The organism is Nocardia farcinica (genome assembly GCF_001182745.1).
Classification (GTDB): Bacteria; Actinomycetota; Actinomycetes; order Mycobacteriales; family Mycobacteriaceae; genus Nocardia; species Nocardia farcinica.
The window spans coordinates 2,033,607-2,044,758 of the sequence record NZ_LN868938.1 but is presented as its reverse complement, the minus strand read 5'-3'; the positions used below and the strand labels follow the sequence as shown (position 1 = coordinate 2,044,758).

15 protein-coding genes and 1 tRNA gene are annotated in these 11,152 nt (G+C 67.4%); 5 read left to right on the top strand and 11 right to left on the bottom strand.

The features are described from left to right. Positions 1-119: 119 nt before the first annotated feature. From AMO33_RS09990 to AMO33_RS30990, 3 genes are all read right to left on the bottom strand, one after another. Positions 120-854 (bottom strand): IS5/IS1182 family transposase, encoded by a 735-nt coding sequence (locus AMO33_RS09990; RefSeq protein WP_062954307.1) that lies wholly within the window; start codon positions 852-854, stop codon positions 120-122. A 61-nt stretch (positions 855-915) separates the two neighbouring features. Next, positions 916-1,317: a hypothetical protein gene (locus AMO33_RS31430; protein ID WP_139337505.1), complete on the bottom strand. Its 402-nt coding sequence runs from the start codon at positions 1,315-1,317 to the stop codon at positions 916-918. 54 nt (positions 1,318-1,371) lie between these two features. Beyond that, positions 1,372-1,839: a restriction endonuclease gene (locus AMO33_RS30990; protein ID WP_107103094.1), complete on the bottom strand. Its 468-nt coding sequence runs from the start codon at positions 1,837-1,839 to the stop codon at positions 1,372-1,374. A gap of 292 nt (positions 1,840-2,131) precedes the next feature. Between AMO33_RS30990 and AMO33_RS09980 the strand changes: the two genes are divergently transcribed. Beyond that, complete coding sequence (locus tag AMO33_RS09980; RefSeq protein WP_086847550.1) at positions 2,132-3,124, top strand: hypothetical protein; 993 nt, start codon at positions 2,132-2,134, stop codon at positions 3,122-3,124. A gap of 634 nt (positions 3,125-3,758) precedes the next feature. Here the strand turns inward: AMO33_RS09980 and AMO33_RS31425 are convergent. After that, positions 3,759-3,914, bottom strand: a complete 156-nt coding sequence (locus AMO33_RS31425) for a single stranded DNA-binding domain-containing protein (protein WP_159005399.1) — start codon at positions 3,912-3,914, stop codon at positions 3,759-3,761. Between the two features lie 9 nt (positions 3,915-3,923). Next, the gene (locus AMO33_RS30275) at positions 3,924-4,100 is read right to left on the bottom strand and encodes a single-stranded DNA-binding protein (RefSeq protein WP_159005402.1); all 177 of its coding nucleotides are present in this window, start codon (positions 4,098-4,100) and stop codon (positions 3,924-3,926) included. A gap of 879 nt (positions 4,101-4,979) precedes the next feature. On the opposite strand from AMO33_RS30275, the gene AMO33_RS09975 reads away from it, so the two are divergent. Further along, on the top strand, positions 4,980-5,405 hold the full coding sequence (locus AMO33_RS09975; protein ID WP_060592189.1) for a tyrosine-type recombinase/integrase: 426 nt from the start codon (positions 4,980-4,982) through the stop codon (positions 5,403-5,405). Positions 5,406-5,450: 45 nt separating this feature from the next. On the opposite strand, the gene AMO33_RS09970 is transcribed toward AMO33_RS09975, so the two are convergent. Beyond that, positions 5,451-5,524: transfer RNA gene (locus AMO33_RS09970), tRNA-Pro, on the bottom strand. Positions 5,525-5,771: 247 nt separating this feature from the next. On the opposite strand from AMO33_RS09970, the gene AMO33_RS09965 reads away from it, so the two are divergent. Next, entirely contained in the window at positions 5,772-6,458 is a 687-nt protein-coding gene (locus tag AMO33_RS09965; protein WP_228795364.1) for an MBL fold metallo-hydrolase, read from the top strand. A gap of 10 nt (positions 6,459-6,468) precedes the next feature. Here AMO33_RS09965 and AMO33_RS09960 read toward each other — a convergent pair whose 3' ends face one another. Together AMO33_RS09960 and AMO33_RS09955 are read right to left on the bottom strand one after the other, a co-directional pair. After that, entirely contained in the window at positions 6,469-7,287 is an 819-nt protein-coding gene (locus AMO33_RS09960) for a maleylpyruvate isomerase N-terminal domain-containing protein (protein ID WP_011208601.1), read from the bottom strand. Positions 7,288-7,342: 55 nt separating this feature from the next. Beyond that, positions 7,343-7,984 (bottom strand): hypothetical protein, encoded by a 642-nt coding sequence (locus AMO33_RS09955; protein WP_060592185.1) that lies wholly within the window; start codon positions 7,982-7,984, stop codon positions 7,343-7,345. 19 nt (positions 7,985-8,003) lie between these two features. Here AMO33_RS09955 and AMO33_RS32560 point away from each other — a divergent pair, with 19 nt between their 5' ends. After that, positions 8,004-8,297 (top strand): hypothetical protein, encoded by a 294-nt coding sequence (locus tag AMO33_RS32560; RefSeq protein ID WP_373862090.1) that lies wholly within the window; start codon positions 8,004-8,006, stop codon positions 8,295-8,297. Here the strand turns inward: AMO33_RS32560 and AMO33_RS09945 are convergent. Both AMO33_RS09945 and AMO33_RS09940 read right to left on the bottom strand, forming a co-directional pair. After that, positions 8,294-9,145 (bottom strand): GyrI-like domain-containing protein, encoded by an 852-nt coding sequence (locus tag AMO33_RS09945; protein ID WP_060592181.1) that lies wholly within the window; start codon positions 9,143-9,145, stop codon positions 8,294-8,296. The two genes, AMO33_RS32560 and AMO33_RS09945, sit on opposite strands and share 4 nt — an antisense overlap. Positions 9,146-9,185: 40 nt before the next feature. Then, positions 9,186-9,629, bottom strand: a complete 444-nt coding sequence (locus AMO33_RS09940; protein WP_060592179.1) for a hypothetical protein — start codon at positions 9,627-9,629, stop codon at positions 9,186-9,188. A 203-nt stretch (positions 9,630-9,832) separates the two neighbouring features. Here AMO33_RS09940 and AMO33_RS09935 point away from each other — a divergent pair, with 203 nt between their 5' ends. After that, positions 9,833-10,756 carry a CHAD domain-containing protein gene (locus AMO33_RS09935; protein ID WP_060592177.1) on the top strand — a complete coding sequence of 308 codons (924 nt, stop codon included), beginning with the start codon at positions 9,833-9,835 and terminating at the stop codon, positions 10,754-10,756. Positions 10,757-10,792: 36 nt separating this feature from the next. On the opposite strand, the gene AMO33_RS09930 is transcribed toward AMO33_RS09935, so the two are convergent. Beyond that, on the bottom strand, positions 10,793-11,131 hold the full coding sequence (locus tag AMO33_RS09930) for a sporulation protein (protein WP_011208604.1): 339 nt from the start codon (positions 11,129-11,131) through the stop codon (positions 10,793-10,795). Positions 11,132-11,152 lie beyond the last annotated feature (21 nt).

Sequence of the window (11,152 nt, the reverse complement as noted above, 5' to 3'; positions counted from 1 at the left end):
ATCTCAACAGCGTGATCATGCTGGCACGCAGCGGAAAATCCTCAGCTTGTCCAGCGACCTGCGTCTAAGGGTTGTCCCGTAAGTCCGACCCGGCGATGACGACCTGCCCCTGGCTGGGGTCAGCGGGCGTGGGCGAGGTTGGCCAGGGTGGCGACTCCGGCCATCGCGACAGCGACACCGTTGCCACGTAGACGGCAGTCCCGCAGGATCTTCCAGGTCTTCATCCGGGAGAAGGTGTGCTCGACACGAGCACGGACCTTGCGATGGGAGGCGTTGTGGGCCTGTTTCCACTCCGGTAGGTCCCGGCCCGGGACACGGCGGTGCGGGATGATCGCGCTCGTGCCCTGGTAGCCGCCATCGGCGATCACCACCGCGTTGCGGCAGGCATGGGCCGCGCCTGACTCGCCGTAGGCGCGGCAATCGTTGCGGTTGCCCGGCAGCGGCCGGCCGAGAGCGACGACGAGTTCGGTGTCGGCGTCGATGACGACCTGATGATTGGTCGAGTACCGGTAGTTCTTGCTGGGTGCAGCCACATCGTGGTCCCGGGTCGGGACCAGGGTGCCGTCCACGATCAACACCGCGCCATGCGGAAACCGGACACGGGGACGTAAACCCAGGGCCGGGCCGAGATCTTCGATCACTCTGGCCGCGGCGGACTTCGATACCCCGAACACCGCTGCCAGCTGCCGCATCGTGAGGTTGGTGCGCCAGTAGGTGGCCACCAGCAACACCCGGTCCTCGAAGCACAACCCCCAGGGCCGGCCCCGCAACGGCCGGTCGGCGCCCTCACGCCGCAACCGCGTGATCAGGCGGGCGAACTTGCGTGGCCGCAGCCCACTGAACAACTCCACCATCACCGGATCGGCCGCCGAGATCACCGCCACGGGAACACGATAACGGCTGGCGCTCAACAACTTACGGGACAGCCCTTAGGTGCGGCTCAAATCGTGTCGTCGTTCGACGCTCCCCCTGGGGGGTCTCAGTTGCGACAAGCGACACGGTGCGATCCCCCAGCGTCGCTGAACCTGCGGAGTATCCGACTCCGCGAAATTCGCCGTGCTTCAGTGGAATCTCAGCAACTTCGACCACTGCGGCGCCGGTCACTTCTACGCGAGTGATTCGGCGGAGGTAATCGCCGGTTGGTTCTTCCTTACGGAGGTAGATATCATACAGCTCTCCGGTTTCCGGATCTCGCAGATGCGCTGGCTCCATGCCGACGGTGAAGAACTTTTCGTCGCCCTGGGCATCTCGCATCGCATCGTTGTCCATGTCGAGGTTTTGGACGAGGCCACGCGCCATGGACAACGCGTCAGTCACCTCCGTGTTGTCTCCACGGAAGATCAGAGTGTCTGGGAAAGCGACGATAATTTCTTAGGGTCTGTCAGCAGATTCCTCGACCCACATTCGCATCTTGGTCGGGGTCAGCGCGAATGTTTTGACCCACAATGCGTTCAACTTCCCCACGAGGTCAGAACCGAATGATTCGGACAAGTGACCAGGGACGGCCGTTTGAATTCCGTAAGACTCTGCCTTCTTCAGAGCCGAACCCGTAAAGCCGGATTCTGATGCAAGCACAAGCAGGTTCGTATGCAAGCGTTGGTGCTTCGCGTGCATCTGTTCGACCCAGGTCACGTCTCGCGCCCGCTGGTGGCTCGAACATTCGATGCAGATGCGAAGTGGATGCCCGGCGACATCCTGTTCAATACAGATGTCAACTTCTCGCTCTTGCCCCGTATCGAGGTCGATCAGCATCTTCGATTCAGTGACGATGGCGCCGGCGCTGAGGTGCGCAGTGATGGTTGCCACCAGCTTCTGGAACGCGTTCGTACGTTTTGGCACCCGGTCACGTTATCTCTCGCAACCGACAGCACGGACCGGTTACTGCGGTTGGCGCGACAAACTTGGATGCAACAGGACCAGAGCCAGTGGACCGGGCAGATGCCCAACGGATTCGTGCTCGTCTGCGGGAGGCAGGTCGGGTACGGCTCGCGTCGTGCCCAGTACTGTTCGGCAATCTGAAGGTGACTTGTGCCGGCGAGGTCCCCAGAGTGCGGTGATGACCGGCATCCCAGGGTGATCCACATGTCGGTCAGGCGGCAGAGGTGACGTCCGTCGTCCAGCGTGCCAACTCATGTCGGTGCTTCGTGGCAACATCGCTCGGGTGACCCCTGCCGAGAACGAGGACGAAGAAGTCCTTGAGTCCTGGACCAACCCTTACATCGCGGAATACGAACGGCGCAGCGACTTCTTGAAGGCGACGAACGCCTACCACGTCAACCTCAAGCTTCGATCGCTGAACCTGGCATCGTATGCGTTCAGTCGGAATGCGCAAGAGATGGTTGGGCATGTAGGGCGGTATCCAGGTTTCGGCCAGTTCACCTCTGCCGTGAGTGACCCCTACTCCGATGAGCTGGCGCGGTTGCTCCACAACACACTCGCCTCCGCGAGCTCGTTGATCTCTGGTCAGCGGGTGGTTCTGCGGCACATCTGGCCAAAGATTGGCAGGACCTTATCGGAGTTTGAGTCGGGCGAGTACACGAACAAACGCGTTGAAGTTTTCGAGACGGACGAAGCTGAGTTCATCGTAGAGCTAAGGAACTACTCGCAACATTACTTTCTACCCCGATTGGAACCACGAGATACCTTTTCTTTTGATTCTCATTCGACGTCTCGTGACCTCCAGTTCCTATTAGAGGTAAAGCCGCTCTATGACTGGAGTGGCTTGGCGCCGAAAGTGAAGCCATATCTTGAGGCGGCTGGGGAATCGATCGCACTTCTCCCGATCCTGGAGCGCTACGCCCAATCTGTGCGCGAGTTCTACACCTGGTTTTGGGCGAAGGCCGAGGAGAAGCTCAAGGATGAACGCGCAGAGCTGGAAGCGCGGACAGCGGAGTTGCGCGCCTGGGGTGAAGAGGTCTTTCTTGCGCCGGACTGGTTCAGGAAGCCAGGAGGTGAACCGCCGCCGGATTGGAATGGCCGTAGGTGGATGAGGCGCGAGAAGGCGAAGATCCGACTGAATCGCTGGCAGCTCGGCTTCACCTCACGTCGTGGTATCACCGTTGACAGCGAAGGTGTCGCCGAGGTTGGTCACGATGCGTGGACGCCTATCTATCTGCGCGCGTAGGAACTGGAAATATGTGGCTGGCCGGGCCGGTAGGGGTCACTGTGTAGCTTCGCGGAATGACTGATCTCACAGAAAGTATGGCTGCCGCCAAGGGGCTGCTGATCGCTTGGGGGTGGGACGGGTGGCGCCAAGCGGTACGTCGTTTGGAAGCGGATCCAGAGCGAGCCCCGCGGCCGGTTGCTACTGTTTGATGCGACTTGGGAACAGGTCGCAAAGTTCGTGAAGACTTGGGGTCCAGTCGAAGACTTCGTTCACGGCTGGGAGTAATACGTAACGACAACCGGTTGACTGGGCAGACTGCCTGCCTCTCTGTGGTCGACTGTGGGAGGTAGGTCGGGTACGGCTCTCGACGTGCCCAGCACTATTCGGCAATCGAGAAGGTGACCCTCGCCGGCGGAGTGACCGCGGTAGGCCGCGCGGCCGAAGGACGCGGAAGCCACTGCCGCAGAGAGGTTCTGGTCCGTCTCGCCTTTAATCTAAGTAATAGGCGAATTCGGCAGTCGGTCGTGGTGGCCGGGTTCGGTGACCGGACCTGGTTGTAGCTGGCCCGGTCACCGTGTGCGGATCAGAACGGCGGCTCGGTGGCGTCGACGGTGCTGGTGCCGTTGCGGGTCCAGCGGGTGATCTGTGCGGTCTAGCCTTTCAGGTCGACGGCGACAGTGTCGGCGGTGAGTTCGAGGGCGGCGCGGGGTTTGACGTCCTTGCCGAGGTAGGGGTCAGCGGTCAGGCGGTGGCCGGTGACGGTGACGCGGCATCCCTTGGTCAGGCTGTCGCCGGCGAGTTGGACCAAGTCGCCTCATCAGTTGATCCGGATGACGGTCTTGGCGGCGTCGACCCATTCGTTGCGGTCGCGGTCGTAGCGGCGGTCGTTGGAGATGACGGCGAAGTTGGTGACGAGTTTGCCGGTGTTCGTGACGCGGGGTTCGGGGTTTTCGGCGAGGTGGCCGGTGATCATGACGGTGACGTTGCTGGCCATGACGGCTTCCTCCTGGCGGGGTACCGGGGGCTCGGTCGGCTCCCGGTGGTTCGTTGGACGGAGGACGCGGTGGCGGGGCATGCAAGGTCACGTCAAGGCTGCCATGGAGCCGTATCACTGGAATACAGTGTATGGCAGCTGAATTGGTGATGCGGGTGTGTGGTGACTCGTCTTGGCCTTGCCGGGAACGGGTAGGGCCTGCCATGGTGGCATCCGCTCCGCCGGACGCCGGGAATCGAAGGTGCCTCCCACCGCTAGGAGGATGCTGGGTGGCCGGTGACGGCGAGGGTGCCAGCGCTGGATGCCTGGTCGGCATCACCGGTGGGGAGAGGCAGAGCACGGGGTGGCGGGGCGCTGGTGCCGGGCGCCGTCTGCCCGTTGGGTCCTGGCTCGGGAAGGGCGGCGAGTGCCGGGGACGGTCGCGGACTTGTCGTCGGCGTCGTGGCTGTCGGCGTGGGAGGTCAGGGTGTGCGGGTCGCTCGATGGATTCGCGGTGGTGGCAGCGGTGGCGAGGTCGGCGGGTCGGTGTGCTGGTCCGGGCGCGGTGAGCGGGTCTGATGCGGGCGGGTCAGGTTGGCGAGGACGGTTACCGCGGTCGGCTGCCGGATTCGACTAGTACTTCGATCAACTGCGGCCAGCGCGCCGCCTTGATCCTGTATGGCGAAATTCGGCAACGACCTACCAGCCGAGCCGATCGCGCAGCTGAGCCATGGTCGTGATTAGCGTGGCAGAGCGAGCCGCGGGGTGGGGTGATGTGGTGATCTTCGCCGCGTGCACGGCTTCGCGGATCGGGGAGGTGTCCGGCTGTCGTGTGCGCGGCATCGATACACAGACCTGGACCTGGTGTGTGCGTCGACAGACCACGTCGTCATCGGGGGAATGGAGGACAAGGGGACCAAGGGCAACCGTGTTCGGTACGTCCCGCTGATCGAGGAAGTTCGGCAACTGGTCCTGGATCGGCTACAGGCGGTCGGCCGCGGCGATCCGGATGCGCGGCTGTTCCGTGGTCCTCGGGGTGGGCGCATCGCCACCGGTGTTCTGCGGGACGCGACGCACTGGGATGAGGTCGTCGTCAAGCTCGGGTACGAACACCTCCGTCGGCACGATCTACGGCACACCGGCCTGACGTGGTTCGCCGATGCCGGGGTGAGCCTGCACGTGCTGCAAAAGATCGTCGGGCATGCCGACAGTCGCACCACTGAGCGGTACTTGCACCCGGATCGGCGCGAGATCACCGGCGCGGGTGACAAGCTCACGGAGCATTTGCGGTCCCGTTCTGGTCCCGCTCTGCGGGTGGTCGGATGATGAAGAAAGCCCCTCCGGTGCTGGTCGGAGGGGCATTCTTGATTGTCGGGCTGACAGGATTTGAACCTGCGACCACTTGACCCCCAGTCAAGTGCGCTACCAAACTGCGCCACAGCCCGTTGCGCCCGTGCTCGGGCGCTCCAAGAGATTACAACAGGGTGTGCTCGTCCAGCGAATCGCCTGGTCAGAGGGGTGGGGTGGGGGTCGCGCGGTCCCGCCGGCGCGCTCGGACGAACGGGCAGCGCGGAATGGGGCCCGGGGGAGCGATCGGGCGACGGGCCGCTCTCGACCGTGGCCCGGAAACGCGTCGACCGATGCTCGGCAACCCCTTGACCTCGAGTAAACTTCAGCTTCTACCGTCGGGCCATGACTACCACATCGCAATCACACGACCACACCCGAACCGACTCTCCGTTGCGGCAGGTGCTGCCGGATTTGTGGGAGACGCCCGCGTTCGTCGTCCCGGGCGGTCCGCGCACACACGCCTACCTCTGGACGCCGCCGTCCGGGGGCAACATTCTCTTCTACTCGCCGGGGGACGAAGGCCCGTTCGAGGGGGTGGCGGCGCTGGGCGGGGTGGAGCGGCAGTATCTGAGTCATCAGGACGAGGCCGGGCCGATGCTTCGGGCGGTGGCGGATCGGTTCGGTAGCCGATTGCACGCGCCCGCGCCGGAGGCCGGACAGATCGGGCGGTTCGCCGCGATCGACGTGCCGCTATCGCGACGGGGTACCGATGACGCGGGGGTGGAGGTGATTCCGACGCCGGGGCACTCGCCGGGGAGCACCTGTTATCTGGTGCGTGGCGCGGACGACCTGACCTACCTGTTCACCGGTGACACCCTGCTGCGCTACGCCGACGGTGTGTGGCGGGCCGGGTATGTGCCCGGGTACAGCGACAAGACGGGGCTGCGGGGCGCGCTGGACGTGCTGGCCACGGTGCGTCCGGACGTGGTGATCTCGAGTGCCTTCGTGGAGGGCGCGGAGGGGTTCCATCGGATCGCACCGGGGACGTGGTCGGCCTGCCTGGACGAGGCGCGCGCCGAGCTGGGGTGAGGGGCGGGGCTCACGCGACCACGGCGAGCAGTGTGGTCGCCGCGTCGGTGAGCTCGCGGTCCCCGGCGGGTTCGGTGCGTTCGCGCGCCTCGTCGACGGTGATTCCGCGGGTGGCCAACCGCCACAGCGTGTCCTGGTCCATGCGCACGGTCGCGGCGTAACGGTCGTGGTCGGCGGCGGTCAGCTCCCAGCCGGTACCGTCGGAGACGACGGACCATTCGCCGCCCGCCGGGCCGGTGATCGCGAATTTCAGCGCGGTCTCGGCCGGGCGGGTGTGCTCGCGCAGGGCGAAGGGGAGTGCGTGCAGAAAGGTGACGAGGACCGGGCGCATCAGCTCCACCTGGTCGGCGCCGGGGCGGGCGACGGCGTCGCGGATCTGCTGCTGGTGCACCCAGTATTCGGTGTAGTCCCGGGCGATGTCGAGCCACGCCGGACTGGTGCGGGCACCGGTCCACGACACGGCCAGGTCGGCCGGGGCGTCCGGATCCATTGCGGCCCAGACACGATCGAGTTCCGGGCCCAGGTGCGCGAGCAGGTCGATCATCACGCGCGGACTGCATTGGCGCATCGCGCGGACGAACTCGTCGTTGACCCGCGCGAGGTACTCGGGCAGGGTTTCGTCGTCGCGGAACACCGCGCCGCTGTGCCGGTCGCGGCTGCCGGAGATGCGTCGCAGGTGGTCGTTGAGGAGGTGCGCGGTGACGTCGGCGACGGTCCAGCCGGGGCAGATCGTCGGTCGTGTCCAGTCGGCGGGTTCGAGCGCGCGCAGCAGGTCCAGCAGGGATCGGTGCAGCAGCGGGAACAGGGGCCGGGTGTCGAGCGGGATCATGGCGCCAGTCAAGCGGGCAGGCCGCGCGGTGGCCAGTGGTTTTCGTGGCTGTCGGTCAGGCGTCGGGGATGCGGACGGCGATCTCGCCGCCGAGGGTGTATCCGTCGGACAGGCGCAGATGGTCGCCGCTCCAGAAGCGGCCGGGGTCGTACCAGTCGACGTCGCGGTTGTCCGGCAGCAGGCCCATCGACTGGTAGGTGGCGGCGACGATTTCGGCGCAGTAGGCGTTCTCCATCCGGCGCGTGGCGCGCTGGCGGGTGCGGGGCAGGCGGGCGCGGCCGCGCAGCCACTTGCCGGCGAGTCGCGCGGTGGAGGGGAAGGGGGTGCCGTCGAGGCGGGCGATGGCGCGCAGCACGCCGTCCTCGCGGTCGCGGGTGACCGGTGGGTGGAGTTGGCGCAGCCACGCCCGCTGGCCGTAGCGGTGCGCCCAGACCAGCACGGCGTCGCGCAGGTTGTGCAGCTGGGCGCCGCGGTGGGTGGTGCCGGTCCACATGTCGGGCAGGGAGTGGCCGAGTTCGGCGTGCCACATCAGGGCGGGCAGGTCGTCGAGGACCACGGCCATGCCGACATGGTTGACCGGGCTGTTCGTCGTCATCCGGATCACGCGGTCGGCGGTGGACCGGCCGCGGAACAACCAGATGTCGCCCGTCCTGGTGATCTCGACTGCCCGGTCCAGATCGATCCCCGCACCCGCCATGCCCGCTAGCCTAGGCGGTGTGCGGTGGTGGAAGGCAATAGGTTTGGCGGGGGCGGCCGGTGTGGTGGCCACCGGTGTCCTGGTGGTGCGCGGTGAGCGACGGCGGCGGGCCTACACGCCGGATCAGGTGCGCGAGCAGTTGCACGTGCGGTACGCGCAGGTGGTGGCGGCCGAATCGGCGAGGGTGCCGGAGTCCGCGTCGGCGGACGTCGGCGTGCGGGCGCTGCTTCGTCGCGGGGCCGCGCATGCCCAGCAGTGGTGCGGCCGAATCAGAGTCCCGCGCAGTACTTTCGGTCCTCGCTCGCGAAGCTAGTCCGGGGAAGCGACCCGCCGCAGGGCGGCAGCGAGACCGGCACGCGCCTGCGCAGCGATCGCCAGCAGCGCGGGACTGCCCACCAGGCGATCCGGGTCCACCGCCGAGACCACGGTGTCCGCCTCCTCCTCACGTACCACGACGGTGCAGCACACCGGTGCTGCCGGACCGTCCTCGACGTCCAGTGCGCGGTGCGCGAGATGCGGATCCAACGCGCCGAGGACCACGTGGTTCCGCACCGTGGCACCGAGTTGTTCACGCAGGGTGGCCCGCACGTCGACTTCGCTGACGACGCCGAAACCCTCGGCGCGAAGGGCGGAGCGGACAGCGGCCAGGGCGCTGTCGAAGGGCATGGCCAGACGCACCGCGAGGTCGTCGGCGGCGACCGGGACCCGGATCTCGGTGAGCAGGTCGTGCGGGGTGACCGCGTCGTCGGGGGCGACCAGATAGACCTCGGTCGGTGGACCGGTCGCGGTCAGGCCCCCCTCGCGCAGCGCGACGTCGAGCGCACGATAGGCGTCACCGATGGACTGGTAGGGGCCGCGGTGCACGAGACGCGCGTGCAGGATGGGCTCGGTGCGGCGCACGACGATGTCGCCGGGTTCGTCGTCGAGCGAGGTCTGGACGGGGAGCGCGAAATCCACCTCCGTCGCGCTGCCGTGCCGGATCGGCCCGCGGTAGGTGGTCGAGGGCGCGCCCGCCGGTGCGAGACCGATGGCCGCCGCGGCGGCGTAGAGGGCGCGCATGCCATTGCCGATGTCCTCGCCAGGGCGATCGGCGTGAACCGTCCGACGCAACTCCAGGACGGTTTGGGCGGGTGCGCGATCGACCGTGACCTGGTACGACATGGTGGCTCCTGTCCGGGTGCCCGAATGGTTCATCCGGTCGTCAGGCGACGGCTGGGCGGGCGAGTCCGGTGGGCGTGCCGGTGCGGAATCGGGCCAGACGGAAGCCGAGCGCGCCGACGGCCGTACCCAGCACGCCGAAGACCGCCTGCATCCAGGAGACCTGACCGATGATGAAGGGCTGCACCACCACCCAGCCGAGCAAGATCGTGCCGCCGGCCATCGCGGTCGGCGCTGCGGCGGGATGGGAGCGGAGGGCGAGTACAGCGGTGGCGGTCATGGGTGCGCCGACGAGCAGCGCCAGCGCGGTGCCGGCGAATATCGGGCTCTGGAACGGCAGCCGAGCCGTGATCTCGGCGCCCAGATCGACCCCGCCCCCGATCAGCCCGATCGCTCCCGCCCCGGCCCAGAAGGCAACGAACCCGGCCGTGCCGACCAGAGCGGCGCGAACGGCGCGGTTCTTCTTGCGTTGCGAAAAGGAGGACATGGGTCAAGTCTGTTCCGCGAGCCGGCACGAGGGAGAGGGCCGCACGGCCCCGGTGTGAGGGACCTGTGCCGCCGGGCGGCAGCCATCGGACCTCGGGCGGCCCTCGCGCACCTGGTGCGCCGCGAGGTCCAAGGACCCTAGGTCGGTTCAGGTTCCGTGCGACAGGGTTTCCTGGTCCCCGCAATACGTCGAAAGCGCACACGATGACCGCGAATACCCGGCCGCTACCCGCCACCGACGCGCAGCCGATCGCCGCTCCCCGGCTGGCCGCCTACCTGCAGGCCCAACGCGACGCGCTCGTCGCCGCCGAGGGCCAGGCACTCGATGGCGACGCCACCGCCTATATCGGGATGCTCGGCGCGGTGCGCAGAGCGCGCAGCGCGCTGACCGTGTACCGGGCGACGGTCGGGGGACACCGGGAGATCCGGCGGCTGATCGAAGAACTGCGCTGGTTCGGCTACGACCTCGACCTCTTCCACGACCTGGACGTGCAGCGGACCAGGATCGCGGCGGCACTCGCCCTGCTCCGGCCCAGCCACGTGCAGGGCCCGGTGCGTGCCCGGATCGGCGCGTACTTCGACGTGCGGATCCGCCCCGCCCGCATCATCGCCGAGGACGCGCTCGACTCGGACCGCTACCGGACCCTGCGGGGTGACCTCGCCGACGTGGTCGGACTGTTGCACGGTAGTGCCGCGTGGCCGGACACCCACCCGGTGGACGATTCGATCGCCGAGCTGGTCGATCGGATGCGGCTGCGGATGCACACGGTGACCGGTGCCCTCGGCGAAGACGCGCACGACGCGGCCGTACACGACGTGCGCAAGGTCGTGCGCCGGGCTCGCTACTTCGCGGAGGCGATGCGCGATCTGGACCCGGTGCGGTTCGATCACGCCCGGACCGAGCTGGCCGCGGTCCAGGACCTCCTGGGCGAACACCACGATGCGGTCGTCGCCAAGAACCACCTCGTGCAACTGGCCCGCGAGGCCGACAACGCCGATGAGCCCACCTTCACCTACGGCATGCTCTGTCAGCGCCAACTCGACATCACCGAGCGCTGCGGCCGGGAACTGCCCGCCGCGTGCGCCCGCGCACTGGAGGCACTCGCGGCGTGCCGGTCGTCGCGCTGAGCCCTCGCCTCAGCGGTGGACGGCCGTCCGGCGCGCTCAGCCCTGCCGCACGGCGGCCGTCGCGATGCGAGCGCCCACCAGCATTCCGGTGATCACCACAGCGCCCGCCACCGCGATCAGCCGGTTGACGTCGACCGCGGGCCGCCACGACACCCTCCCGTCCCGGATGACGTAGGCGCCCGCGGGTTTGGCGTTCAACCCGAAGCCGCCGCCCGACCCCTCCTCGCCGTCCTTCACGCCCGCGCCGGCACCGCCGCCGCCGGAGACGACCGCCGCCGCGATCACGATGGTGCCGTCGCGCTCGACGGGCTCGGCGTAGACGCGCCGCACGGTCATGGTGTCTTTCGCCGCCGCGAGGATGTCCTCGACCTTCATTGCGGTCCTCCGTTCCTGGGT

What these genes read in the sequence shown, in the direction of transcription:
- AMO33_RS09980 (WP_086847550.1), top strand. Translation starts at nt 2,132, where the DNA reads ATGTCGGTGCTTCGTGGCAACATCGCTCGGGTGACCCCTGCCGAGAAC.
- AMO33_RS09965 (WP_228795364.1), top strand. Translation starts at nt 5,772, where the DNA reads ATGACTACCACATCGCAATCACACGACCACACCCGAACCGACTCTCCG.
- AMO33_RS09955 (WP_060592185.1), bottom strand. Translation starts at nt 7,984, where the DNA reads ATGGCGGGTGCGGGGATCGATCTGGACCGGGCAGTCGAGATCACCAGG.
- AMO33_RS09990 (WP_062954307.1), bottom strand. Translation starts at nt 854, where the DNA reads ATGGTGGAGTTGTTCAGTGGGCTGCGGCCACGCAAGTTCGCCCGCCTG.
- AMO33_RS09940 (WP_060592179.1), bottom strand. Translation starts at nt 9,629, where the DNA reads ATGTCCTCCTTTTCGCAACGCAAGAAGAACCGCGCCGTTCGCGCCGCT.
- AMO33_RS09975 (WP_060592189.1), top strand. Translation starts at nt 4,980, where the DNA reads ATGGAGGACAAGGGGACCAAGGGCAACCGTGTTCGGTACGTCCCGCTG.
- AMO33_RS09960 (WP_011208601.1), bottom strand. Translation starts at nt 7,287, where the DNA reads ATGATCCCGCTCGACACCCGGCCCCTGTTCCCGCTGCTGCACCGATCC.
- AMO33_RS09935 (WP_060592177.1), top strand. Translation starts at nt 9,833, where the DNA reads ATGACCGCGAATACCCGGCCGCTACCCGCCACCGACGCGCAGCCGATC.
- AMO33_RS09945 (WP_060592181.1), bottom strand. Translation starts at nt 9,145, where the DNA reads ATGTCGTACCAGGTCACGGTCGATCGCGCACCCGCCCAAACCGTCCTG.
- AMO33_RS09930 (WP_011208604.1), bottom strand. Translation starts at nt 11,131, where the DNA reads ATGAAGGTCGAGGACATCCTCGCGGCGGCGAAAGACACCATGACCGTG.
- AMO33_RS30275 (WP_159005402.1), bottom strand. Translation starts at nt 4,100, where the DNA reads ATGGCCAGCAACGTCACCGTCATGATCACCGGCCACCTCGCCGAAAAC.